Consider the following 24,416-nt stretch of genomic DNA (forward strand, 5'->3'; position numbering starts at 1 on the left):
TTCGCACAGTTAAATCTTGTCCTCTTGGATAAATCTTGAACGATTACCTATTGGGATATATAATATAAGGCATAATCTTTTAATTGAGGTGAAGAGAATGGCTTACCGTACTGTTCGAAGTAACTAGTTCCCGGGCTGGGTGAAACGCGTGCCAGCTATCAAGGGGGGAGTGTATCCCTTTGATCGTAGTGAACTAAGAACTTTGGACGGTGTCGGGCAGTCATTTTATAGAGCCAGGGCACTAAGCTATTTAACATAAAGGACGACCGTGCATTTCTTCAGTGATGGTTGGTTCTTTATTTAAGTGGCAAGGGATCCCTGGCTTTTTTGTATACTCATTTGAAAGATAGGAGATTAACTATAATGCTAAAGAAGTGTCTTATGCATCTAAAATGGTGGATATTGCTGTATATTTTGTTGGGATTCTCAATTCAACTGCTGAGTAGTTTAGGGATTGTAGTCTTCCAAAAAATATTAGATAGAGCTGTGGTAGTGAGCAGTTTAGGCGAGATATCAAATCTAATCATCATCTATGGAGTATTGCTAGGCGGAACGGTTATCCTCAATTATGTCGACGAATATCCTAGCGTACATTTATCGAACAGCATCACAGAAAGATTGAAAATTATGGCCTTATCCAAAATATCAAAAATGGATTATCAAGCGTATCAAGACATGGGCACAGGTCAAATGATAAAAGTGATTGAGAATGGTGCATCAGCCGGGAATAACATCATCTTTTCCTTTTTACTCCGGACAATACATGAGTTATTGCCCACCATCATATTTAGCTTATTCTTTATAAGTTTCTATGACATAAGAATTATGTTAGTTATCGCGTGTGGTTATGTAGTTATCTTTCTTGTAACGAACGTACTACTGAAATATCTGTATAAAATAAAGACAACCATCCTCAAAGAACAGGAAAATATGTCTAGGTACTCTATACGTGGATTCATGGAATTGGTTGTTTTCCGAACAAACAAAAGATATGAGAAAGAGATAAGTAAATTAAGCGATACAGCACAAAATATAATTAAAAAAAGCGTTCACCTTAAAATGATCCATGAGTCCTTTTTTGCCATATTTGAATTATTTATCACGATCATCAAGGTCACTTTATTAATCTACGGTATAAATAGCATAGTTAAAGGTGAGATATCGCTTGGGGTTGTGGTCGCATTATTTATGTTTATTGATAAAATTTACACGCCGATCGCCATCTTTAATATTCTCTTTGTGGATTATAGGCTGAATAAAGTAACCTATCAAAGATTTGAGGATTTCATTAACGCTCCAGAAGATAAAAATTTAGAATCAGGAAAAGTAATTACAGATATTCAAGGCGATATTGAATTTAGAAATGTATCCTTTGATTATGGACAAGTGAAGATATTGAACCAGATGTCATTTTCTATCGAGCGGGGAATGTCAGTTGCCTTTGTCGGATTAAGTGGGGGAGGAAAATCAACCATCATCAAGTTAATTGTAGGATTATTAAAAAAGCACGAAGGTAATATCTTACTTGATGGCACGGATTTAGATGAGATTGAGTTGAATAGTTATTATGATCATATCTCATATCTATCACAAGAAACTCCGATTTTTGATACTACAATCAGGGGCAATATTGTCTTTGATCATCCTATTTCAGACGAAGAAATATATGATATTCTGGCCAAAGTTCATTTAAAGGAAAAAATATTAGCTTTACCTGAGCAATTAGATACGTTAGTTGGGGAGAAGGGTGTTAAATTATCGGGAGGAGAAAGACAACGCCTAGCATTTGCGAGAGTCATTGCACAGAGGAGAAATATCTTGATCCTGGATGAACCGGTGTCAGCACTCGATAATATCACGGAGAAAAGCATCATGGAAACCATTTTGAATGAATTTAGGGACAAAACTATCCTCATTATTGCCCACAGATTAAATTTCGTTAAAGATGTCGACAAAATACTTGTGGTGAAGAAGGGCTCGGTTGTGGGTGAAGGTAAATTTGATGACTTAATAGAACATTGCGATTCGTTCAAGGAGCTGTGGAATAACAAAAGTCTAATTGAAATAACTGAATAACAAATAGAAAACTCGTCCCACGCGCGTTAGCACGGGGCGAGTTTTTCGTTGAGTTGAAGAATAAATCAATCTAAACCCAAATCAGTGCTTTTAATTGAAGAAGTATATTTAGATCATAGTGGAGAGGACGGAATTGTCCTGAAGAAGCGGAGCGTTGGCCTAAAAGCTTTCCAAAGGAAAGCTACTTCGGAAGCATATGCTTTGCCTCCGAATTTTTACCGCTATAGCGATATAATCAAACAAATTTGGAGGCAACAGCGATCGTAAGGATAATCCGTCCGCGTAGCGGTAATTGATCTACGTATACATTTTTTCAAGCACTGATTTTGGTGTTGAGCCTTTATTTATTTACAGGCTCACCGCTGAATACTTTAAGATCCATAGGTGCAGCCATGAAAGTCGGAGCTTTCTGAACGAAGGATGTAAAGTGGGCACTAGTATTATGTGAAGTAGTCGCCGCTACATCTTTCCACAGTTCGACCATTGTGTAATGATGCTCTTGCTCCGTACTCTTCATAAGATCATAGCTGATGTTACCTTCTTCTGCTCTGGATAGAGGGAGTAGCGTCTTCATTTCATCCAAAAACGCTTGTTCTTGCTCCGGTTTCACTTGGAGGTGTGCATGTATAATAATCATTGATCATCATCCCTTGGATTTATTTACCGTCATAACTTAACGGTTATGTTTATATCCTAAAATTCACTGATATTGTTCTGCATCCGTTGGATCATATTCGCAAGAACATCAATTTCTTCTTTACTGAAATCCTGGAGCATTTGATTCACAAAGGTAGCTTGTTCTATCTTGGTAGCTATAATCCGTTTGCGGCCTTCCTCCGTTAAGCGCACGAGTGTGACTCGGTTATCGGAGGGAATCTTGTTTCTTACCACCATTCCGTCGGCCTCGAGCTGCTTTAAATGACGAGTAATCGCTGCGCTATCGATATTCACGACTTTTTGCAGGGTGGACTGATTCACTTCATCGACTTCGTAAAGGTGGTGCAATAGTTCATAGCGTGATGAGCTAATCCCCGTACAACGTTCAAACTTAGGGCTTATTTGGTTGCTAAGTCCCTTAAGTAAATATAAAATCTTTTCTTGCTCCGAAAAAGAACATTTCATTATTGACCTCCGAGGTGCTTTAGTGGATATATACAATCGTATGATTTGAATACTCAACCATTAATTCTATTCATTAAATGATAGTACGAAATGATGAGAGTAGCAATGCGATGGATAATCCCTTAAGCTTAGATCTCAGTGTCCAGAGGTCTAAGATTATTGTATTATTTCCAAGTCGTTACTGTTTCAACAGGCAGACGGTAGGATTGGAATCCTTCACTAGCCGCTTTACCGATCGTAATCAGCATAACTGGGAGATAACGATCTTTATCAAGTCCGTAAGCTTCCGCAATTTGGGCCTTCTCATAGCCACCAACGGCATTTGTATCATAACCGTGTGCACGTGCAACGAGCATGAGCTGCATGGATACAAGACCTGCATCCAGTATAATAGTCTCTCTCATATCTCTTTCAGAAATTGCTTCAAAGTGAGGCTTTAGTGCCGTCATTTGATATTCTTTCACTTCGCTAGGCATATATCCAAGCTCAACCGATTTACCGTAAATTTCTTCAGCATAATCGAAGTTTTTCATATCCGCAAACACCGCAATGACCGCCGATGAACTCATGACTTTGTCCTTGTTGAATTTAGAAAGAGGGGCTAGTGTTTCTTTTCCTTCTTCACTATCAATAACGACAAAGCGCCAAGGCTGCATGTTAACTGAAGACGGTGCACGCATAGCCTCTTCTAAAATTTGCGTCATTTCCTCACGGCTAATTTTTACACTAGGATCATAAGTCTTAATGGACCGACGTCCATATACGATTTCGTTGAAATCATTTGTTTTTTGAAAGTTATTCATGGTTATTCCTTCCTTCTTCTATTAGTGTCATCTCTAGTTGGATGTGATATAATTGACTCCTCAATAATTGATGGCTCAATTAATATAATACATTATACTCGTTAATGCAATATCCAGAAATATTTACCTTGGACCAAACCTTCAACTATGCATAGCGAATATAAGATATATGGAATTAAAAATAAAATAGCGATGGCACATTTACACTAAATGGCCACCGCTATTATTCATAATTTATTTTGTATAGTTATCAAAATAACCTTGGATGAAGATAATAGGTGTACCTTTATCTCCGCTACCCGAAGTTAAGTCCGATAGTGAACCAATGAGATCCGTAAGTCTTCGTGGTGTAGTACCTTGAGCTTCCATCGCTCCAGTAAGATCCTCATTTTTATTGTTGATGTATTGGGATATAGCTTGTTTAAGTTCTTCGCCTCTTAAGTCAGCAAAGTTATTATCCGCAAGGTATTTGAGTTTCACTTCATTAGGTGTACCATCAAGTCCTGCAGTGAAAGCTGGTGATACAACTGGATCAGCCAGTTCCCAAATTTTTCCGACAGGATCTTTGAATGCGCCATCTCCATAGATCATAACTTCAACATCTTTGCCTGTCTTTTCTTTGAGCATTTGCTGTATGTTATCAACAATAGGTTGGCAATTGCGTGGGAAAAGTTTAACGCTATTTTCTGTTGATTTATTGGAACCTAGCAGACCATAAGCTTCATTACATCCACTGCCTTCTATTGATTCTGATAATATGTCATCGAGACTATAGATTTTCTCTCCACCATTTGCTTTTAAAATTCTCTTAGTTCTGAATCTTGTATGGATATCACAAGTTAGAACATTTTTGGTGTAGTCCAAAATGGTTTTTGGGTTATTGGAGAAGATGACTTCACATTCTACGCCGTATTCTTCAACTAATGATTTATAGTAATCAATATAATCAACACCAGTAAACGTATGTTTGTTGTATCCAAAATGCTCACGGAATTGTTGTTCAGTTAGAACATCGGTCCAAGGATTAATACCCTTTTCATCCAGCGTGTCTAGATCTACTAAGTGGTTACCCACTTCATCCGATGGATAGCTAAGCATTAATACAATTTTCTTAGCGCCTTTTGCAATACCACGGAGACAAATCGCAAACCGATTACGACTTAAGATTGGGAAAATAACGCCAACCGTATCTTCTCCAAACTTCGAACTTACATCTTTAGCAATATGATCGATTGTAGCGTAATTACCTTGAGCACGAGCCACAATTGATTCTGTTACAGTTACGATATCTTTATCATTAATTTTAAAGGCCTCAACTTCTGAAGCTTTTAGTACGCTATCTACAACGATTTCCTCTATATTGTCACCTTGATTGATGATGGGGCAACGAAGACCTCTAACAACTGTTCCAACTACTCTTTCCAATATAATCGCTCCTTGTTAGCAAATTACGTAGCTACTTGTAATATACATCGACCTAGTGTTATAAGTAAAATTAATATATCGAATGGTAGGTATAAGGGGTGATTATATGATAAGTAAGTTAGATTTATATAAAGTATTTTGTAAGGTGGGGAAGAGTGAAAGCTTCTCCAAGGCAGCAAGAGATCTTTATATGACACAACCCGCAGTTAGCCAGGCGATTATGCAGTTAGAGCGAGAGTTGGATATACGTCTTTTTAATAGAACACCTAAAGGGGTCTCTTTAACGAATGAAGGCAAACTCCTATTTGAATATGTAAATTCAGCAATTAATTTAATTGATGTTGGAGAAGAGAAGATATTAGAATTTAAGAATTTAACCGTAGGGGAGCTAAAAATAGGGGTAGGGGATACGATTTCTAGATATTTCTTGCTTCCGTATTTAGAAGCCTTTCATAATAAATATCCCAATATTAAGTTTAAGATTATTAATGGTACAACATTAGAGCTTTGTTCTATATTGAAATCAGGAGAGGTTGATATTGCGATTTGTAATTTCCCGATTGCTGATTCTACATTAGAACTGCGACCGTGTATTGATATCCATGATATTTTTGTGTGTGGTGAGAAGTACAAGGATATCGTATCTGGACCCGTAAGCCTTGATCAAGTAGTACAACTGCCTTTAATATTTCTTGAAAAGAAGTCCAATTCCAGAAGGTATGTAGAGGATTATATGATGTCCAAAGGGATCAAGATTTCACCAGAATTTGAATTAGGTTCTCATGATCTATTGTTGGAGTTTGCCAAAATAAATTTAGGGATAGCCTGTGTGACTAAAGAATTTTCCCAAGAATATTTAAATAAAGGAATGTTATATGAAGTACAATTAAATGAAGAAATACCCCGAAGAAGTATAGGAGTATGCTTTCTGAAAAGCGTACCCTTGTCACTAGCCTCAACAAAATTTGTTGAGATCATAGAGAACAAACTGATTTAACATGCTGTTATTTATCGAGAGTGAAATGAGCGCAAGAAGAAACCCAGTTCATAACACGAATATCGTGTAGTGGACTGGGTTTCATGTCCTTAGATTGACAAAGCGAAATCGTTGCTGTAATATATCTTAATATAAAGATACTTAATTTAAAGTTAATTGTCGCCCTGCATGATTAAATCTTTAGACGCTTATATTAAGCTCATAGAAAGCCCAAATAGAGACGGAGGAATTACAATGAACGGATTAAAAGGAATACATCACGTAACAGCTATTACAAGTAGCGCGGAGAAAAACTATGAATTTTTCACGTATGTTCTAGGTATGCGCCTAGTTAAGAAGACGGTAAATCAAGACGATATTCAGACGTATCACTTGTTCTTTGCAGATGATAAGGGGAGCGCAGGAACTGATATGACATTCTTCGATTTTCCAGGTATTCGCAAAGGTACACATGGCACAGATGAGATTTACAAAACGTCTTTCCGGGTACCAACTGATGCAGCATTAGACTACTGGGTGAATCGTTTCGATCGTTTGGATGTGAAACATCAAGGCATTCAAGAATTATTCGGCAAAAAGGTGCTTGCTTTTATTGATTTCGATAACCAGCAATATCAATTGATATCTGATGAACATAATCAAGGAGTAACATCAGGAACACCATGGCAGAATGGACCGATTCCATTAGAATATGCCATTACAGGATTAGGGCCCATCTTTATTCGAGTATCTAATTTTGATCATTTCAGAGAAGTGATGGAGAAGGTTCTATTGTTCAAAGAAATCGCCCAGGAAGGGCCTAAGCACTTATTTGAAGTTGGAGAAGGCGGGAATGGTGCGCAAGTTGTAGTTGAGCATAATACCACCCTGCCAAGAGCACAACAGGGATATGGTACTGTTCACCATACGGCCTTCCGCGTTGAGGATCGTACGGTACTAGATGAGTGGACGGAGCGCCTAGATCAATTCGGGTTCTCTACTTCAGGTTATGTTAATCGCCACTTCTTCGAGTCTTTGTACGCTAGAGTTGCTCCTCAAATCCTATTCGAGTTTGCTACGGATGGACCAGGATTTATGGGAGATGAGCCTTATGAGACACTGGGAGAGAAATTATCTCTACCTCCATTCTTAGAAGCGAAACGTGAATATATCGAAGGAATAGTTCGCCCAATCGATACTGTGCGTAGTACAAGAGAGTTCATTAAAGAATAAGGGTAGCATCACAAAAAAAGAGCGCATAGGCCGTTATCGGCTCTAAGCGCTCTTTCCTGTATTTCAAGTTACTCCAAGCTTACTTGATCGATGCAAAAGGACTTACGCCTTTCGGCAGTAACTCACCAAAATTAAATGTATACGTAGGGATTCCGGCGGCATAAGGCGCAATTTCATACTGTTGATAGAAGATGGCAATGCCCCCTTCTTTGACATAGAAGTTTGGCTTATCATTTAGTCCAGCCGAGACATCGTCAAAGGAGTCCTTTTTGGCTTGTTTCTTCAGCATGTTGTCGAGTGTTTTCTTGTAGTTAGGAGCTTCTTTTAACACTTGGGCAAGTTCTAATTGCTTGCCGTCCTTCAATGAGAAAGTAAGTCCTTCACGAAGGGTACTACCATGAGCTCCGCCTGTATAGCTAGATTGGTCAATGACGACACTAAGCACGCCCTCCCGGTTAAAGGTCACAATAAAGTCTTGGGAGAAATCATACTTACGCTCGATTGAACCGTCTCTATTGCTGGCTTGTTCTTCACTTGCGGCAGCAAAATCCTCCGCTTTCTGCTTGAACACAGCATTCATCGCTTGCTGTGCTTCATCTGGCAGACCACTAACCTTTGGATACTGAATCTCAATGTTGGCGTTCTTATTGCTCTTGTTCAAGGTTTCAGCCGAGATATTGATGTTATTCATCACCCGCTTGCTCAGATCCAGCGATTTCACGGCAGGGTTATACACCCCTTGATAACCTAAATAATCATTCAATAACTTGAATGGAACATACAAATGTCCATTTATATTTTTTGCCTCATATTCGTTGGTCTGGCTGTAAATATAGTATCCGTTCAAGTAAGTGCTGATTCCATAATCGGCAACTTCTAGATTAAGCTTCATGGAGCCTGTACCTAAGCTATAAGTTTTGGTGCTTGAATCATAATTTAGCGAGAAGCCTAATGAATCCCGCAGAACAGTGATGGGGATCATCGTATTTCCATTTAGAAGTTGTCCCTGCTGTGTTAGCGTTGTTCCTTTATATTTCAGCCCAACAGCCTGCTGCTGCACACTTTGTTTCACAACGGGTTTGTTGGTGGACGCGGCGTATGTAGTAACCTCACTCGTTAGACCTGAACCTCCAATCAATACTCCAGCAGCTAGTACGGCTGCGCTCCATTTCATACCTTTATTCATCCTCGATCGCTCCTTTTATGTTGGCCCATATGATGTATTACTGAGCTTATTTACTACTATTATTATAAACAGGTAAAAAATAGATTTGTTTACAAGCGTGGTTACATCATTGTTGTATAAACGTGGAAAAAGTATAAATTCTTTAACCTTCCTGTTTCTTTATTACCCTGTTTGGTAGACACTGAATAGCCTCTGTGCAATATGTGGCAAAAGATCTTTTGGGGAGAAGGTTTGTCAACAGGAGAGGACTATGTCAGAATAAATGTATAATAATGAATGGAGGACATGAAATTATGTCTACTTTACCAAATTGCCCGAAATGTAATTCAGAATACACTTACGAAGATGGGAGCCTGTTGGTATGCCCAGAATGTGCCCATGAGTGGAATCCCGAATCAGATGCCAACAACAATAGTGAAGATAATAAAGTAGTCAAAGATGCCAATGGGAACGTCTTAAACGATGGTGATTCTGTAACAGTCATCAAAGACCTCAAAGTCAAAGGAAGCTCATCCGTTTTAAAAATAGGAACTAAAGTGAAAAACATTCGTTTGGTTGATGGAGACCACGATATTGATTGTAAAATTGACGGATTTGGAGCTATGAAATTAAAGTCTGAATTTGTTAAAAAGATATAAGTGCGGGGGAGATTCTCTCTCCTATAACAAAATAAAGGCAGTCCTGAACATGAAAATCATGTGTAGGGCTGCCTTTTGTATTGAAGAAGTATGTCAGATCTTTTCTGCTGAAATAATGATAAACATCGGTCGTCTAGTCTCATCTTGCATTATGGGATTACTCATCATCTCTTCGGAAGGCAGAGGTTCTTTAACGGCTTTTATGGCAAACCCAGCTTGAATTAAGTTATTCATATAAGTGGAGATCGTACGATGATATTTGATCACATTGTCTGTTAAGAAGGTTGTTTCACGTTTTCCCTCAGACGAATAATGATCTACAGGCCAATGCAGACGGTTTCCATGCTCATCGTAATACCAGTCTTGTTCATTGCGGGTAGTAAAAATTGGATGTTCAACGGAGAAAATGAAACTGCCGCCTGGCTTAAGAACGTCATGGATCTTTTTGCAGATCGCTTCGAATGACTCAATATAATGAAAAGCCAATGAGCTGATCACCACATCAAATTGCGCATTAGGAAATTCGATGTCTTCAATTGGCATTTGTAGATATGAGATCGCGGCATCATCGGTTAGTTCAGCGGCCTGTTGTAGCATTTTTTCAGAGATATCAACGCCAACCACGGAACTCGCTTGTTGCTCGCGTGCATATCGACAATGCCAACCGAAGCCGCAGCCTAGATCCAGCACACTTTTATCACGCAAATCGGGCATTAATGCCTTTAATACATGCCATTCTCCGGCACCTTCAAGTCCTTGGATTGAACGAGGCATTTGCTTATACGCAGAGAAGAAATTTTCATCATCATATTTGTTTTGCTTCATCAGGGTTACATCTCCTATAGTCTTAAGTCAGTTGAGAATCGATGTACTTATTAGTACTTTACACTTCATATTCTAAAGAAATCTGATCTGTATTACTAATCTTGTTCTGCATCATGTTTCTGATACCAATTTCGGTACACTGCAGGGGTTAGGTTTTCGAACTTTTTAAAGGTTTTGATGAAATACCCCGCATCACAGAATCCTAATTCATCACTAATTTGATTGATCGATTGATCTGTTGTTACTAGAAGCTGCTTCGCCCATTCAATTTTCAAGCGCGGGGCAAAGACGGAGAAATTCTCTCCGGTTTCTTTAGTGAATAATCGGCTGAAATAACTCGGACTAATATGACATACTTTAGCCATTTCGTTTAAGGTAACATTTTCACTTTTATGATGATAGATATAATCAAACGCTGGTTGCAGCAATGGATTGGAGGAACGAATCTCCTTGGACACTTTAATCTTATTCTCAATAAGAGTACTTGAAAGCTCGCTTTGAATCGCTTGAATATTCCGATAAGTACGATCAGATGCGCTAAGGGAATCCACGGAAGAAGGTTGATCTATCTCTCTAGCCAAAGCCCGCTTATACATTTCTATTGTCGTATTTTTATTGATGGCCTCTTCTACGGTGTAGTTGCATAGATGAAATAACATCTCAGCAGTGGTTGAAACTTCCTCGTACGACAAGGTTGGCAAAGCAAGATAATCTTCTTCTAATGCTTTAAACTTGTTATTCGTTTCTACGTTTGGTGGTCGAGACACAATTTGCTCTAGCTGAGGGTCTGCATCGCGAAGCTTAATTTGGCCAGCCATGATGGCTCCGATATATTGATTATCAATAATGATAGGAATAGCAATATCTATAATATTAAAGTGGCACATGTAGATATAAGGCTTATTCAGCCGTACGGCTTCAAGCCCACCTCTCGCATCACATTTCTGACAATACGGAGATAGGACAGCGTCCTTCCTTACACCCTGGCAAAAAGGTTGACAGTAACTATGTTTGGTTACAGGAACACCTTTGTAGTCGACTGTAATAATCGCCATTTTGGTTACGAGTGCAAGCGAATCCTGAAGCTTATGCCACTTCTCTATGTCGAGAATTTTCTCCAAATTAAACAATGGATTGCTCATAAATATACGCCCCTTTTACTTACAGGAATGAGAATATAAAGTGGGGATACAATATTAATTAGTTGCTGAAGTATCACAGCTTGATGGTACTATTCTAACCTATCAGAAGAACAAGATTCTACTATTTAGTGATTAAATGACAAATAAACACAATATGAAAGCGTTTAAATAGGCTCTCAACGTTCCATGCTTATTTCCCATGCTCAGCCTATAATGAAAATCATAGTAAGTAAGGGAGGAATTTATCATGAGAAAAGCTTTTATTAGCCCAACGAAATATGTTCAAGGAGAAGATGAACTGTTCAATTTAGGCTATTTTGTGAAAACATTCGGAGATTCAGCTCTACTCATTGCTCATCCTGAAGATGTTAAGCGAATTAAGGACAAGCTAGAATGGACTAAAAATAAATTTAATATCACATTGATCGAAAGTGGATTCCAAGGGGAATGTTCACGCGAAGAGGTCAAGAGATTGCAAGAGCTGGCGGGGCAACATTCCTGTTCATGTACGATTGGACTAGGTGGAGGCAAAGCCATTGATACTGCAAAATGTGTAGCAGAAGGTGAAGCTTTAATTATAGTGCCAACCATAGCAGCTACTGATGCACCAACCAGCCATTCCGCCGTGCTGTATACACCCGAAGGGGAATTTGATGACTACGCCTACTTCAAACAAAGTCCTAGTGTGGTGATGATCGATACAACAGTGATTGCCAATGCCCCTACAAGATTTCTTGTATCGGGAATGGGGGATGCACTCTCGACTTATTTCGAAGCTAGAGCAACCTCAAGATCCTACTCCAATGTGAATGCAGGGTTGCCATGTGGTGTTCGTGAAGGAGTCTGCGGTGATGCTAAAGGAACGAATACAGCACTCGTACTAGCTAAGTTTTGTTACGAGACCTTATTAAGAGATGGTGTGAATGCCAAAATATCCTCTGATTGCAACACAGTAACTCCCGCGCTTGAGAACATTATAGAAGCTAATATCCTTTTATCGGGACTGGGTTTTGAAAGCGGTGGATTAGCTGCTGCTCATGCCATTCATAATGGCCTTACGTCCCTTGCGGGAACTCATCACTATTATCATGGGGAGAAAGTAGCCTTCAGCACCATTGCTCAATTAGTACTTGAGAATGCAGATCCAGATGAATTGAATGAAGTACTTGCGTTTTGTGTAGCGGTTGGCCTTCCCGTTTGCCTTGCGGACATTGGAGTAGATAGCGTTTCGTATGAAGAAGTGCTAACTGTAGCTCAAAAAGCCTGTATTCCAGAGGAGTCTATTCATTCGATGCCATTCCCCATTACGGCGGAAGCTGTGGCAGCAGCGATTATGGTAGCTGACCAAATTGGTAACAAATACAAAATGAATAAGGATGAATAAAATGAAAAAGATCATAAACAAACCAGAAACGTTAGTAAGAGAGATGTGTAATGGCTTGATCATGGCACATCCAAAACTAGAGTTTATTAGCAAATATAAGGTCATTAAGAAGAAGGACATAAACAAAGAAAAAGTAACTCTGATCAGTGGTGGGGGAAGTGGACATGAACCTGCTCATGCCGGATTTATCGGAAAAGGGATGTTAGATGTAGCTGTATGTGGAGATGTGTTTGCCTCCCCTTCCCAAATCCAAGTATATCAAGCGATCCGCTCCTCAGCAGGGAATAAAGGGACGTTACTAATTATCAAAAATTACAGCGGCGACATGATGAATTTCAAGAGCGCGGCTTACCTTGCAAGCGAAGATGGGATAGAGGTCGACTTTGTAAAAGTGGACGATGATATTGCTGTAGAGGATAGTCTTTATACGGTGGGTAAAAGAGGCGTTGCTGGAACGGTGCTGGTTCATAAGATCGCAGGCGCAGCAGCCGAGCAAGGGTTGTCTTTAAGTGAAGTAAAGGCAGCGGCTCAGAACGCCATCGACAATATTAGAACGATTGGATTCGCGTTTACCTCTTGTACTGTTCCTGCCAAGGGAACACCAACATTTAAACTTGAGGATAACGAAATGGAGTTTGGGGTTGGTATCCATGGCGAACCGGGAATTCGCAAAGAACCGATGGTTTCAGCCGATGAATTGGCGAACAGAATGGTGACCGCTTTACTGGAGAACTTGAAGATTGATTCTGACTCGGGGCAGGAAGTTGCGGTATTGGTCAATGGATTTGGGGCAACACCACTCCAAGAACTATACCTTTTGAACAACTCCGTTATGCGCGAGTTAGCTTCCCGGAAGATAACGGTTTATAAAGTACTAGTCGGGAATTTCATGACGAGTATAGATATGGCCGGAGCATCCGTTTCTATTATGAAACTGGATGATCAGTTGAAGAAGTTATTAGCTGAAGAGTGTGATACACCAGCATTATATATACATGAGCCTTTCGAGCTAGTGAACTATACTGAGGTCGTATTAGAACCAGAAGAGAAGAAGTCGGTATCGTACAAATGTGAGACGAATGAAGCTTATGCCAAAATTGAAAACAATAAGTATTCGTTAAACAATTTGATCTATCTAGTGGATAAGATGTGTGAAATCGTCATCGAGAATGAAGTTCCATTCTGTGAGCTGGATTCGCAAGCGGGTGATGGGGACTTTGGAATGAGTATTGCGAAGGGATTCCGCCAGTTAAAAGAAGAGTGGCATGAGATCACAACGAACCATACAGCGGATATCGGAAGTTTCTTAGACGCTTGCTCCCTGGTTATTATGGAGTATTGCGGCGGGGCTTCGGGTCCTATTTGGGGATCGGCGTTCCGAGCTGCCAGCAAGAATGTGGGCAACAAAAAAGAGCTGTCCGCTGATGATTTTGCCAAAATGATGTCTGCTGTGGTTAAAGGCATTCAAGATACAGGAGAGAGAGCATTTGGCAGAGGGGCGGTTGTTGGCGACAAAACATTAATTGATGCGCTTGCTCCTTATGCTGAGTCATGGGAGAATAGTGCGGGGCAAGGCGAAGAGATTAAGTCTGCATCCGCAAAGGCAGCGAATGCCGCTGTAGAAGGATCGAAACAAACGGAGAAGATTGTTGCTCGAATGGGAAGAGCGGGCACAGTGGGTGAGCGGAGTATTGGGTACCCTGATGCTGGAGCCCATGCCATTGGCGTTATTTTCACAGAGCTTTCTAAGACTTTAAAATAAAGAGTCCATACTGAACGAACGAAGGGTACCCAAAGGGTACCCTTTAATTTTTGAGACAAAAACATATAATAGACCGTTTCGCGTGAGCGGAAGGTTTTTCAGATGTTAAATGCTATTTTATGTTGTAAAAAAGGAACAATGAGTGTATATCCAATTGAGAATGATAATCAATTACATATGATTACTGAGGAGTGATCGGGAATGTTACAGGATGATGAATTGTTTGATGTAACCGTGATTGGAGGAGGTCCAGCGGGGCTTTACTCCACTTTTTATAGTGGGTTAAGAGAAATGAAGACAAAACTTATTGAGTATCAGCCCCACCTGGGTGGGAAAATTCATGTCTATCCTGAGAAGATGATCTGGGATGTTGGAGGACAGATACCGATTACGGGAACAAAGTTAATTGATCAACTTGTAGAGCAGGGATTAACATTTAATCCAGAAGTCGTATTGAATGAACAAGTGGAGTCGATCACACGTAATGAAGATGGGATCTTTGTTTTACTAGGTTCCTCAGGGCAACAGCATTATTCCAAAACAGTCATTGTGGCTGTTGGTGGTGGGATATTGAATCCTCAAAAGCTCGAGATCGAGGGGGCAGAGAGGTTCGAAGTGTCTAATTTAAATTACACCGTGAAGTCATTCAATCGTTTCAAGGACAAGACGGTGATCATTTCAGGTGGAGGAAATTCTGCTATAGACTGGGCCAATGAGTTAGAGCCTATCGCCAAAAAGGTGTATTTAACCTATAGAAAAGATACCTTATCCGGTCATGAATCCCAAGTAACGCAATTGATGAACAGTTCTGCTGACTGCTTCTTTAATTCTTCAATTACTAAACTCATTGCTGGTGATACGCATGAATTCATTGAGCGAGTTGAACTGACGAATCATGAAACGGGAGAGATTACGTTTTTAGAAATAGATGAAGTGATCGTAAATCATGGGTATGAGCGTGATAAGACATTACTTGAGAATAGTGAAGTGAATATCGCTATAGCAGATAATTACTATATTGCAGGTAGTGTAAATAGTGAATCTTCAATAGAAGGAATTTATGCGGCGGGAGATATTCTCAAGCATGAGGGGAAACTATACTTAATCGCAGGTGCTTTCCAAGATGCGGCTAATGCCGTAAACCAGGCAAAACTATTTATCCAGCCTGATGCTGATAAATTTGGCATGGTCTCTTCACATCATGAACTGTTCAAGCAGCGTAATAAGGAATTAGTGAAGCAAATGATGAGTGAATAAAGCTATACAAGTTGAACTAATCATTGTGAGTGTGGCTCCGAGAGCGAAATGTTCTTACGATCACTGTTGTCCCCAAATTTCCTGATTGAATTGTTATTATGGTTGAAATTTGGGGACAAAGGCGAACTTAGCTTATGCTTCCGAGGTAGCTTTCCCAAGGAAAGCTTTTAGCTTCTTCAGAATCATTTCTCTCTCCGCCATTCAACTTATAAAAGCCAGGGGAGTGGGGATAAGAAATCTGTCCCTACTCCCCTGGCCTTTTGCATTAATTTGAGGTTATTATTTCCACGCCAATCTTCCCGCTGATTCAAACAATATCCCGTTCCTTACCGTTTATATCGCTCCTAGAACAAAGTAAAGCAAGAAGAAGAAGGCGATCACGTACATCGTGGCCGAGATTTCTTTTCTTCGTCCGGTGGCCAATTTAACAATTGGATAGGCAATGAAGCCGAGTGCAAGTCCATTCGCAACACTAAAGGATAAAGGCATGATGGCCATCATTAAGTAGGCGGGGAAAGCCTGCGTAAAGTCACTCAGATCTATATCTTTGATGCTTTGTACCATGAGGCAACCAACAATAATGAGCACAGGAGCAATAGCGCTGTTAGGAATCACTTTGAAAAGTGGAATCAGAAACATGGCTGGAATAAATAGAAGTCCCGTTGTGAGGGAGGTTAACCCCGTTCTGCCACCAGCAGCAATACTTGTCGCGGACTCTGCTGCTGTCGTAGAAGGGCTACAACCCAAAAGGGATGCACTTACCACGGAAAACGCATTTGCCTGAAAGGATTTCCGGAACTTTGATTTATCCGGCAACATTCCCAACTGGGTACCCATATTCTGAAATATAATAATCATGGATAAGGAGAAAACCGCGGTCCAGAAATTAACCGTGTTTATGGCACTAAAATCAAAGGCGAAGAACACCTCTTGATACCCGCTAAAAGAGAAACTAAAATCACGCAATACGGAAAAATCAACGATGCCCAGTAAGGCGCCAATAATCGTACCTGCGACAATCCCAATCAAAAAGTTCCCTTTCACATTGCGTAAGAAGAGCGGCAGCGTGATCAGTAAGGTAAGAAGGGTAGTTAAGGCATTTGGATCACTAAAATTAGCCAGTGCTACAAATGTACTTTCGTTTGCTACAATAAGTCCTCCATTTTTCAAACCTAGAAAAGCGATAAAAAGTCCGATCCCCGCAGTCATTGCACTAATCATAGATTTCGGAATGGATCGGGATAGAAAGTCCGCCCACTTACTAATCGAAGTCAGGGTAAATACAATACCAGCTATAAAGACGGCAGTAAGTGCTTGCTGCCACGTAAGTCCTAAGGAGAATACGAGCGTAAAGACAAAAAATGAGGTATCTCCCAGACCTGGAATGAGGATCAAGGGCGATTTGGCCCAAAACGCCATGAACAAGCAACCGACAATGGCAGTGATTGCTGTGGCAATGGTCGCAGCTTCATAGGGCATACCGACGGTACTCAAAATAGCACCATTCACTGCGATAATATAGACTGCGGCCATAAAGGAAGTTAGTCCTGCAATAATTTCCGTGCGTATTGTCGTATTGTTGGCTTGAATTTGAAACAAGTTATCTATTCTTTTATTCATATTGGAACTCCGCCCCTTACCCATGTTGAAACGGCTAATTTTCCTTTACAAGGAGAATACCATTTCTTCCAGAAAAAAACTGGAGGTCTAGATGACTTCCAGCTTCCCCTTGTAATATATACATTCCGTCTTGCTTATCTTTTCCCAACCTCATAAGGTTCACCTAATGCTTTAGGAGCCCGAGACTTCCCGACTGCCCCAATCAATACAAGAAGGGTTAGAAGATATGGAAGCATATAGAAAAATTCGGTTGGAATATTTGCGGCGAAATCAAAAATCTGGAATTGGTCCTTCACAGCTTGTGCTAAACCAAACAATAAAGCGGCTAACATAGCACCAATGGGGTTCCATCTCCCGATGATTACGGCAGCGAGCGCAATAAACCCTTGTCCCGAAATGGTATTATAAGCAAAGTTGCTGTTCGAAGTAAGAACAATTGTTGCTCCGCCAAGTGACGCTAGGGAACCGCTCAAAATAACTGCCATATAACGCATGCGATTTACTTTTACACCAACCGTCGCTGCTGCGTTTGGATGCTCACCCACGGAACGAAGTCTCAGTCCGCTAGGTGTCTTGAACAAGATAAAGTGAAGGACTATAACTAACGCAAGGGCAACATAAGTCGTTGGGTAGGCATTAAAGAATACTTTCCCTATAAACGGAATGTCGGTTAAATATGGAATCCTCACTTTGTGAAATACATTTGCTAATATAGGGGTTTCTGCCGAGCCTGCAAAAATCATTTTTACCAGGAAGAATGTCGAACCAGAGGCAAGAATATTAATAACCGTTCCACTTACAACCTGGTTCGCGCCATACTTAATGGAGGCAACGGCATGAATACTTGAGAAGATAACTGTAAATATAAAAGCACCAATTAACCCGAGCCATGGGGAGAATGCACCAAAACCTGCCGCTTCTGCATAATAAGCCGTAACCGCTGAGAAGAAGGCTCCTGATACCATGAATCCTTCTATACCAATATTAATGACACCAGAACGTTCGGAAATGAGTCCACCAAGTGCAGCGAAAATTAAGGCCGTAGAGAAAACTAGCGTGCCATTTAGAAGATTAGCAATAATGTCCATAAAGTTACACCTTCTTCTTAGTTTTCTTTTGGAATGGACGGAAGAGTAGCTTCACAATCCCGGGTGCAGCAACAAAGAAGATAATAAACCCAATGACCATTCGAATAATTTCACCTGGCACACCCGCACCAAAGCTCATTCCCTGAGATCCATAAGTGAGTGCCCCAATTAGGATGCCTGACAACAACACACCTATTGCCGTATTTCCACCTAGTAGGGCAACTGCGATTCCGTCGAAACCAAGGCCCGATGTCGTTGAGCTGATGGCCACGTATTTAAATACGCCTAGTACATCGAAGGCTCCCACTAAACCACCAAATACACCAGATATGAACATCGTTCGTACCAGAACACGGGACACACTCATTCCCGCATATTTTGCGGCATGTGGATTAAGACCTACGGTACGTAGCTCATATCCCCATTTCGTTTTGTTTAAATAAACTTGATAGAAAATAACGGCTAAGATAACGATGAAGAAACCCCAGTGAATACGTGCACCACCTGCTAAATTAGATAACCAGCTAACTTGTATACTTGCAGAATCATGGATCATTTCGGATCTTTGAGTACCTTTTTGCAACATAAAGAGATTAATCATGAATTGGCTGAAATATAACGCAATAAAGTTAAGCATAATAGAGGTAACGACCTCACTAATTCCTTTTGTTGCCTTTAAGTATCCTACAAGCGCACCCCATAGTCCTCCAAATAGAGCACCAACTAGGATAGCTACCAACCCATGCAGGAAAGGTGGCAGATTGAATTGCGTACCTACGATCAGAGCGCCAAGTGAACCCATGATAATCTGTCCATCTACTCCGATATTAAACATCCCAGCGCGAAAAGAAATAGCCACGGCCAATCCGCACATTACGAGCGGTACAATGGTCCGAATGGCTTCTCCAATATCAAAGGTGCTACCGAAAATTTTGGTGAGCATTGATTGATAGGCTAAGATCGGATCATATCCTCCAGCTAACATAACAAGTGCCCCAAGTACTAATCCAAGGACAATAGCGATAATAGGAACGAATAGGGACTGGCGTTTAAAGATTTCATTTAGCTTCATTCGTGCCACCTCTTTCGTATTTACCCGCCATCATCAGACCTAATTCTTGCTCATTTGTTGTATCTGGAGTAGTATCGCCGACAATTTGACCGTCAAATAGAACAAGGATACGATCTGCGACATTAAGAATCTCTTCCAACTCAAAAGAAACGAGCAACACCGCTTTGCCTTGATCGCGCTGAGCAATAAGTTGCTTATGAACAAATTCGATGGCGCCTACATCTAGTCCACGCGTAGGTTGAGCCGCTATCATGACCTGAGGGTCCTTATCAATTTCGCGAGCGATAATGATTTTTTGTTGGTTGCCTCCGGACATCGATCCAACTCTCGTATCAATCCCAGGCGTCCGTATATCAAACTCTTTCACTAAGCGTGTTGCCATCTCGTTCCTTGCCTTTACGTCGATGAAGCCGCGCTTATTTGTAATCTCAGGATGATAATAGGTTTGCAATATTGTATTTTCACTGACAGAAAAGTCCAGAACCAGTCCATGTTTATGTCGATCTTGCGGAATGTGTGAGATTCCCGATTCAGAAATGCTACGTGGGGTATGATTTACTATACTTTTCCCTTGTAACAGAATGTCACCGGATTTCACTGATTGCATCCCTGTTATGGCTTCAATTAACTCGGTTTGCCCATTTCCATCCACACCGGCAATCCCTACAATCTCACCCGCATGTAAAGAAAACGAGAGATGATTCAGCACATTTTTACCATTTCGATCAACCACTACTATATCTTTTGCTTCTAAGAAGACTTCTTTAGGCTTAGCTGGCTGTTTCTCCGTCTTAAAGTTGACGGCCTTCCCAACCATCTTCTCTGCTAATTCCTGTGGATTTGTATCTGCAACGGTAACGCTTTCAATAACCTTGCCACGACGAATAATGGTACAGGTATCAGCGATCTCCATAATTTCTTTCAATTTATGCGTAATTAGAATAATCGATTTTCCTTCGGCAACAAGCCTTTTCATAATTTCTAGTAATTCAATAATCTCTTGAGGTGTTAAAACCGCAGTAGGTTCATCAAAAATCAGAATATCAGCGCCGCGATAAAGGGTTTTTATAATTTCAACCCGTTGCTGCATCCCAACGCTAATGGAATCGATCGTTGCCATCGGGTCAATATCAAATCCATATTGCTCCGAAAGTTGCTTTACCTTTTTACTTGCCCCTTTTATATCCGTTTGCATACCTCTCTTTGGCTCTGTGCCAAGAATGATATTTTCCGTTACTGTAAAAGGCTCTACTAATTTAAAATGCTGATGCACCATACCAATTCCAAGTTCAATAGCTTTATTAGGACTATCAATCAGCGCCTTCTCACCATTAACATGGATCTCACCTTCTTCAGGTTGATATAGTCCAAAAACGATATTCATTAGGGTGGACTTACCAGCTCCATTTTCACCTAGTAAAGCATGAATTTCTCCACGCTTTAACTGAAAACTAATAGAATCGTTAGCTACAATGCCGGGGAATCTTTTGGTAATTCCTTTAAGCTCCAACGCGATATCAGCTTTATTCACAAGAATTCCCTCCAATAATTTATTCGTCCCTTGTGATTTTTAGGTTCACAAGGGACGAAATCAACTTTATTCTGCTGGTATGACAATCTCACCACTAATGATTTTTTGGCGATATTCTTCTACTTTTTCAAGCACCTCAGGTGCTACATTCTTAGCAGAGGTTGGGGCAATATCAACACCATTCTCTTTGAGACCCATTGTAGTAACTTTTCCCCCTGGGAACTTACCGTCAGCTAAGTCCTTGGATACTTGATAAACCGCTTCATCAACTTTTTTAATCATGGAAGTCAAAGTGATATCGTCACCGAAGGTTAAGGACTGATCTTTATCTACTCCAATGACCCATACATTTTCACCGTTTGCTTTGCGTTCTTTAGCTTCATTAAATGCACCATTACCTGTCAATCCTGCCGCGTGGAAGATAATATCAGCACCTTCGTTATAAATCGTAGCAGCGGCTGATTTCCCCACATCTACACGGTTAAATACGCCGGCATAGTTCACAATTAATTTTGCCTCTGGATTTACCGCTTTAATTCCTTCTCTAAATCCAGCTTCAAAGCGTTTAATAACTGGGATCTCCATCCCACCAATAAAGCCTATTTTATTCGTTTTTGTCGTTAACCCTGCAATGACACCAACCAGGAATGATCCTTCTTGCTCTTTAAAGGATATGGCTGCTACGTTTGGTACAACAATATCGGAGTCCACAATACCAAATTTGGCATTTGGATTTTCATTCGCTAGCTGTGTGACTGCATCCGCTAAGGTAGCAGCTGTTGCCCAAGTCAAGTCATAGTTACCCTTTACAAATGTCAGTAGGTTTGGCATAACCTCACCATCGGATTTTGGCTCTAAATACTTCACATCGTAACCGAAATCGGTGTTTAATTTCTGTAAGGCTTCCCAAGCACTTTGGTTAAACGATTTATCGTTGATACTTCCTAAGTCAGTTACCATACCGATTTTTAGTTTTTGTTTACCCTCGGTTGCACCACCATCAGCAGTTCCCTTATTTGTCGTGGTTTTATTCCCACATGCGGTAAGGGCTAATGAAAGGATCAATAACATGGGTATAAATGTTTTCATTAATTTCTTCATCTCTTAATTCCCCCTGGTTTTGTGTTGGCTATGCATTTACTTTCAAAAGATTTAAAAAGCTTTGCCCAGTTTCTGTCTTGGCGACATCAAAATTGTCTGCAATCGTAGCAGCTAGATCGCCAAAAGTGTTTCTTACCCCGATGGACGCGGTGTTCCTTGCGAGCGAAGGATTGTAGATCAAGATCGGCACATATTCGCGGGTATGATCTGTACCTGGTGCGGTCGGGTCATTCCCATGATCGGCTGTAATGATCAACAAGTCTCTTTCTCCGATTTGCTGTAGAATTTCAGGTAAATATTGATCAAACTCTTCAAGACAAGCAGCATACCCCTGAGGATCACGGCGATGTCCATATAAAGAGTCAAAGTCAACTAAATTTGTAAAGAGCAACCCATTAAATGAACGCTTCAACAATTCGATGGTAGTCAAAATGCCGTCTAAATTACTCTTGGTGGGATGGGATAATTGAATGCCTTTCCCTGTAAAAATATCATTGATCTTACCTACAGAGATAACATCATAACCTTGATCGTCCAGGTGATTGAGTACGGTATCCCCAAAGGGTTCAAGGGCATAATCATGCCGATTGGGTGTGCGTGTAAAGGCTCCCGGTTGTCCTACATAGGGTCTTGCGATAACACGCCCAACCATATATGGATCGTTCAAGGTTAGTTCCCGAGCGATTTCACAAGCGCGATACAACTCCTCAAGAGGAATGATATCTTCATGTGCTGCGATTTGAAGGACACTGTCGGCAGAAGTATAAACAATCCATGCTCCGGTGCGCATTTGCTCTTCACCGTACTCGTCTAGGATAACTGTCCCGGAGGAGGGCTTGTTTCCAATCACTTTTCTACCCGTCAACTCTTCAAACTTCGCCATAAGCTCTGTTGGAAATCCATGGGGATAAACCTGAAAAGGAACATCCACTTTGAGACCCATCAATTCCCAATGTCCGGTCATTGTGTCTTTACCAACCGAAACTTCATTCATTTTGCCATAGAAGGCTTGAGGCTTATCCGATTCAGGAATAGCTGAGAGTGGTGCAATGTTGCCTAAGCCAAGCGCAGTAAGATTAGGTAATTTGATCCCAGGTACCTGCTGACATATGTGGCCTAGTGTATGGCTTCCTACATCGCCAAAGTTGGATGCATCAGGTAACTCGCCAATGCCAACACTATCGAGTACAATGACACTAATACGTTCGAAATCCATATCGTTGTTGCCTCCAGTCCGGAATGTTCCTATTACTTGAAAGAAAGGATCGACTCGAATGATTACTAACCTCTCTGACATCACGATCTTCTCGGATCTTCCTGAGGATGCCTTGTTACGTATCACACCCTTATTAAAGGAACGTCATTTTAAAAAGAATCACGTCCTCATGTTTGAAAATGATCTTAGTGAAGAGGTTTTCTTAATTCGCTCAGGGATGGTGAAAGTGTATCGCTTAAGCGAAGATAGAGAAATTGTGCTTAGTATTGCTACGGCAGGTGACATTTTTGGTGAAGCTGAAGCATTATCCAATGACATTCATCGGATTTCTTCTGTCGAAGCTTTGGAGAATGTTTCAGCTTGGCAACTCAGCAAGCAAGATTTTCTTCAAATCGTTGAGGAATATCCCTCTGTTCTACGAAAAGCTTATACCATCCTGATTGAACGAATTCGCGTACTCAATCGTTTAATTCGCTATTTATCGTTTTATGATGTTCGAACGAAGACAGCGAATTTAATCATGGATCTGTATTATAACTTTGGGAACCAGAATGATAACGTTTACAAAATAGATCTAAGGATTGGTCAATCTTTGCTGGCTAATATGCTCGGAGTTACTAGAGAATCCATATCCAAAACCCTAAGTGATTTTCAAGCTGAGGGAATCCTCGACATTCAGGATAAATATTTTTATATCTTAAATAAGAGCAAACTTGAATCGATTTGTAATAAAACCGAAGAGATTCAAGAACTTCGAAAGTGGAATAACCAGTAGACATGTCGTGCATTTAATATAACAATGTAAGCGCTATATTTCAGTTAACGCCTTAACGATTATTTTGTTAACCAGTTCACAAAAGTGGGGTTAACCCATTAACAGAACGTGCCATAACATTGTGGTATGATTTTGTTGTAAACGTTTTCTTGGGGGACAAAATATATCTATTGGAGGCAATTAA

At 40.5% G+C, this 24,416-nt stretch carries 21 protein-coding genes; 8 read left to right on the forward strand and 13 right to left on the reverse strand.

Going from position 1 to position 24,416, the window contains the following annotated elements:
• Positions 1–363: 363 nt before the first annotated feature.
• Entirely contained in the window at positions 364–2,076 is a 1,713-nt protein-coding gene (locus tag EJP82_RS08630; protein WP_127191629.1) for an ABC transporter ATP-binding protein, read from the forward strand.
• A gap of 340 nt (positions 2,077–2,416) precedes the next feature.
• Here EJP82_RS08630 and EJP82_RS08635 read toward each other — a convergent pair whose 3' ends face one another.
• The 4 genes from EJP82_RS08635 to EJP82_RS08650 all read right to left on the reverse strand — a co-directional run bounded on the left by EJP82_RS08635 (position 2,417) and on the right by EJP82_RS08650 (position 5,426).
• Positions 2,417–2,713 (reverse strand): putative quinol monooxygenase, encoded by a 297-nt coding sequence (locus tag EJP82_RS08635; RefSeq protein WP_127191630.1) that lies wholly within the window; start codon positions 2,711–2,713, stop codon positions 2,417–2,419.
• Between the two features lie 56 nt (positions 2,714–2,769).
• Entirely contained in the window at positions 2,770–3,198 is a 429-nt protein-coding gene (locus EJP82_RS08640) for a MarR family winged helix-turn-helix transcriptional regulator (protein ID WP_127191631.1), read from the reverse strand.
• 164 nt (positions 3,199–3,362) lie between these two features.
• Entirely contained in the window at positions 3,363–4,001 is a 639-nt protein-coding gene (locus tag EJP82_RS08645) for a nitroreductase family protein (protein WP_127191632.1), read from the reverse strand.
• Between the two features lie 234 nt (positions 4,002–4,235).
• Entirely contained in the window at positions 4,236–5,426 is a 1,191-nt protein-coding gene (locus EJP82_RS08650; RefSeq protein ID WP_127191633.1) for a coenzyme F420-0:L-glutamate ligase, read from the reverse strand.
• A gap of 106 nt (positions 5,427–5,532) precedes the next feature.
• On the opposite strand from EJP82_RS08650, the gene EJP82_RS08655 reads away from it, so the two are divergent.
• Both EJP82_RS08655 and EJP82_RS08660 read left to right on the forward strand, forming a co-directional pair.
• The gene (locus EJP82_RS08655; protein WP_127191634.1) at positions 5,533–6,423 is read left to right on the forward strand and encodes a LysR family transcriptional regulator; all 891 of its coding nucleotides are present in this window, start codon (positions 5,533–5,535) and stop codon (positions 6,421–6,423) included.
• A gap of 234 nt (positions 6,424–6,657) precedes the next feature.
• Positions 6,658–7,635 carry a ring-cleaving dioxygenase gene (locus EJP82_RS08660; protein WP_127191635.1) on the forward strand — a complete coding sequence of 326 codons (978 nt, stop codon included), beginning with the start codon at positions 6,658–6,660 and terminating at the stop codon, positions 7,633–7,635.
• Between the two features lie 79 nt (positions 7,636–7,714).
• On the opposite strand, the gene EJP82_RS08665 is transcribed toward EJP82_RS08660, so the two are convergent.
• Complete coding sequence (locus tag EJP82_RS08665; RefSeq protein ID WP_127191636.1) at positions 7,715–8,821, reverse strand: PdaC/SigV domain-containing protein; 1,107 nt, start codon at positions 8,819–8,821, stop codon at positions 7,715–7,717.
• A gap of 293 nt (positions 8,822–9,114) precedes the next feature.
• Here EJP82_RS08665 and EJP82_RS08670 point away from each other — a divergent pair, with 293 nt between their 5' ends.
• Positions 9,115–9,459: a zinc ribbon domain-containing protein YjdM gene (locus tag EJP82_RS08670; RefSeq protein ID WP_127191637.1), complete on the forward strand. Its 345-nt coding sequence runs from the start codon at positions 9,115–9,117 to the stop codon at positions 9,457–9,459.
• Positions 9,460–9,552: 93 nt separating this feature from the next.
• Here the strand turns inward: EJP82_RS08670 and EJP82_RS08675 are convergent, their stop codons facing one another.
• Both EJP82_RS08675 and EJP82_RS08680 read right to left on the reverse strand, forming a co-directional pair.
• On the reverse strand, positions 9,553–10,284 hold the full coding sequence (locus EJP82_RS08675; RefSeq protein WP_127191638.1) for a class I SAM-dependent methyltransferase: 732 nt from the start codon (positions 10,282–10,284) through the stop codon (positions 9,553–9,555).
• 95 nt (positions 10,285–10,379) lie between these two features.
• Positions 10,380–11,426, reverse strand: coding sequence for a PocR ligand-binding domain-containing protein (locus EJP82_RS08680; protein WP_127191639.1), 1,047 nt, complete (start codon positions 11,424–11,426; stop codon positions 10,380–10,382).
• Positions 11,427–11,673: 247 nt separating this feature from the next.
• Here EJP82_RS08680 and EJP82_RS08685 point away from each other — a divergent pair, with 247 nt between their 5' ends.
• From EJP82_RS08685 to EJP82_RS08695, 3 genes are all read left to right on the forward strand, one after another.
• A complete protein-coding gene (locus EJP82_RS08685) occupies positions 11,674–12,810 on the forward strand; it encodes a glycerol dehydrogenase (RefSeq protein WP_127191640.1) in 1,137 nt (378 codons plus the stop codon).
• 1 nt (position 12,811) lies between these two features.
• On the forward strand, positions 12,812–14,572 hold the full coding sequence (gene dhaK / locus EJP82_RS08690; RefSeq protein ID WP_127191641.1) for a dihydroxyacetone kinase subunit DhaK: 1,761 nt from the start codon (positions 12,812–12,814) through the stop codon (positions 14,570–14,572).
• A gap of 201 nt (positions 14,573–14,773) precedes the next feature.
• The gene (locus EJP82_RS08695) at positions 14,774–15,829 is read left to right on the forward strand and encodes an NAD(P)/FAD-dependent oxidoreductase (protein ID WP_127191642.1); all 1,056 of its coding nucleotides are present in this window, start codon (positions 14,774–14,776) and stop codon (positions 15,827–15,829) included.
• A gap of 333 nt (positions 15,830–16,162) precedes the next feature.
• Here EJP82_RS08695 and EJP82_RS08700 read toward each other — a convergent pair whose 3' ends face one another.
• The 6 genes from EJP82_RS08700 to deoB form a co-directional block, all read right to left on the reverse strand.
• Positions 16,163–17,449, reverse strand: coding sequence for an NCS2 family permease (locus EJP82_RS08700; protein WP_127191643.1), 1,287 nt, complete (start codon positions 17,447–17,449; stop codon positions 16,163–16,165).
• Positions 17,450–17,583: 134 nt separating this feature from the next.
• Positions 17,584–18,537, reverse strand: a complete 954-nt coding sequence (locus EJP82_RS08705; protein ID WP_127191644.1) for an ABC transporter permease — start codon at positions 18,535–18,537, stop codon at positions 17,584–17,586.
• 4 nt (positions 18,538–18,541) lie between these two features.
• A complete protein-coding gene (locus EJP82_RS08710) occupies positions 18,542–19,609 on the reverse strand; it encodes an ABC transporter permease (RefSeq protein WP_127191645.1) in 1,068 nt (355 codons plus the stop codon).
• Entirely contained in the window at positions 19,596–21,140 is a 1,545-nt protein-coding gene (locus tag EJP82_RS08715; protein WP_127191646.1) for an ABC transporter ATP-binding protein, read from the reverse strand. Before EJP82_RS08715 ends, EJP82_RS08710 begins: the two co-directional genes overlap by 14 nt.
• 66 nt (positions 21,141–21,206) lie before the next feature.
• Positions 21,207–22,241 carry a BMP family lipoprotein gene (locus EJP82_RS08720; protein ID WP_211350064.1) on the reverse strand — a complete coding sequence of 345 codons (1,035 nt, stop codon included), beginning with the start codon at positions 22,239–22,241 and terminating at the stop codon, positions 21,207–21,209.
• A gap of 28 nt (positions 22,242–22,269) precedes the next feature.
• Positions 22,270–23,457 carry a phosphopentomutase gene (gene deoB, locus EJP82_RS08725; protein WP_127191647.1) on the reverse strand — a complete coding sequence of 396 codons (1,188 nt, stop codon included), beginning with the start codon at positions 23,455–23,457 and terminating at the stop codon, positions 22,270–22,272.
• A 58-nt stretch (positions 23,458–23,515) separates the two neighbouring features.
• On the opposite strand from deoB, the gene EJP82_RS08730 reads away from it, so the two are divergent.
• Positions 23,516–24,232, forward strand: a complete 717-nt coding sequence (locus EJP82_RS08730; protein ID WP_127191648.1) for a Crp/Fnr family transcriptional regulator — start codon at positions 23,516–23,518, stop codon at positions 24,230–24,232.
• The last annotated feature ends 184 nt before the right edge of the window (positions 24,233–24,416 follow it).

Source organism: Paenibacillus anaericanus, from assembly GCF_003994475.1.
Taxonomy (GTDB): domain Bacteria; phylum Bacillota; class Bacilli; order Paenibacillales; family Paenibacillaceae; genus Fontibacillus; species Fontibacillus anaericanus.

Bases quoted from the DNA above. Each gene is read 5' to 3' on its own strand.
- EJP82_RS08680 (WP_127191639.1), bottom strand. From the start codon at position 11,426: ATGAGCAATCCATTGTTTAATTTGGAGAAAATTCTCGACATAGAGAAG.
- EJP82_RS08630 (WP_127191629.1), top strand. From the start codon at position 364: ATGCTAAAGAAGTGTCTTATGCATCTAAAATGGTGGATATTGCTGTAT.
- EJP82_RS08720 (WP_211350064.1), bottom strand. From the start codon at position 22,241: ATGAAGAAATTAATGAAAACATTTATACCCATGTTATTGATCCTTTCA.
- EJP82_RS08665 (WP_127191636.1), bottom strand. From the start codon at position 8,821: ATGAATAAAGGTATGAAATGGAGCGCAGCCGTACTAGCTGCTGGAGTA.
- EJP82_RS08700 (WP_127191643.1), bottom strand. From the start codon at position 17,449: ATGAATAAAAGAATAGATAACTTGTTTCAAATTCAAGCCAACAATACG.
- EJP82_RS08655 (WP_127191634.1), top strand. From the start codon at position 5,533: ATGATAAGTAAGTTAGATTTATATAAAGTATTTTGTAAGGTGGGGAAG.
- EJP82_RS08675 (WP_127191638.1), bottom strand. From the start codon at position 10,284: ATGAAGCAAAACAAATATGATGATGAAAATTTCTTCTCTGCGTATAAG.
- EJP82_RS08695 (WP_127191642.1), top strand. From the start codon at position 14,774: ATGTTACAGGATGATGAATTGTTTGATGTAACCGTGATTGGAGGAGGT.
- EJP82_RS08645 (WP_127191632.1), bottom strand. From the start codon at position 4,001: ATGAATAACTTTCAAAAAACAAATGATTTCAACGAAATCGTATATGGA.
- EJP82_RS08710 (WP_127191645.1), bottom strand. From the start codon at position 19,609: ATGAAGCTAAATGAAATCTTTAAACGCCAGTCCCTATTCGTTCCTATT.
- EJP82_RS08685 (WP_127191640.1), top strand. From the start codon at position 11,674: ATGAGAAAAGCTTTTATTAGCCCAACGAAATATGTTCAAGGAGAAGAT.
- EJP82_RS08730 (WP_127191648.1), top strand. From the start codon at position 23,516: ATGATTACTAACCTCTCTGACATCACGATCTTCTCGGATCTTCCTGAG.
- EJP82_RS08640 (WP_127191631.1), bottom strand. From the start codon at position 3,198: ATGAAATGTTCTTTTTCGGAGCAAGAAAAGATTTTATATTTACTTAAG.
- EJP82_RS08705 (WP_127191644.1), bottom strand. From the start codon at position 18,537: ATGGACATTATTGCTAATCTTCTAAATGGCACGCTAGTTTTCTCTACG.
- dhaK (WP_127191641.1), top strand. From the start codon at position 12,812: ATGAAAAAGATCATAAACAAACCAGAAACGTTAGTAAGAGAGATGTGT.
- EJP82_RS08660 (WP_127191635.1), top strand. From the start codon at position 6,658: ATGAACGGATTAAAAGGAATACATCACGTAACAGCTATTACAAGTAGC.
- deoB (WP_127191647.1), bottom strand. From the start codon at position 23,457: ATGGATTTCGAACGTATTAGTGTCATTGTACTCGATAGTGTTGGCATT.
- EJP82_RS08635 (WP_127191630.1), bottom strand. From the start codon at position 2,713: ATGATTATTATACATGCACACCTCCAAGTGAAACCGGAGCAAGAACAA.
- EJP82_RS08670 (WP_127191637.1), top strand. From the start codon at position 9,115: ATGTCTACTTTACCAAATTGCCCGAAATGTAATTCAGAATACACTTAC.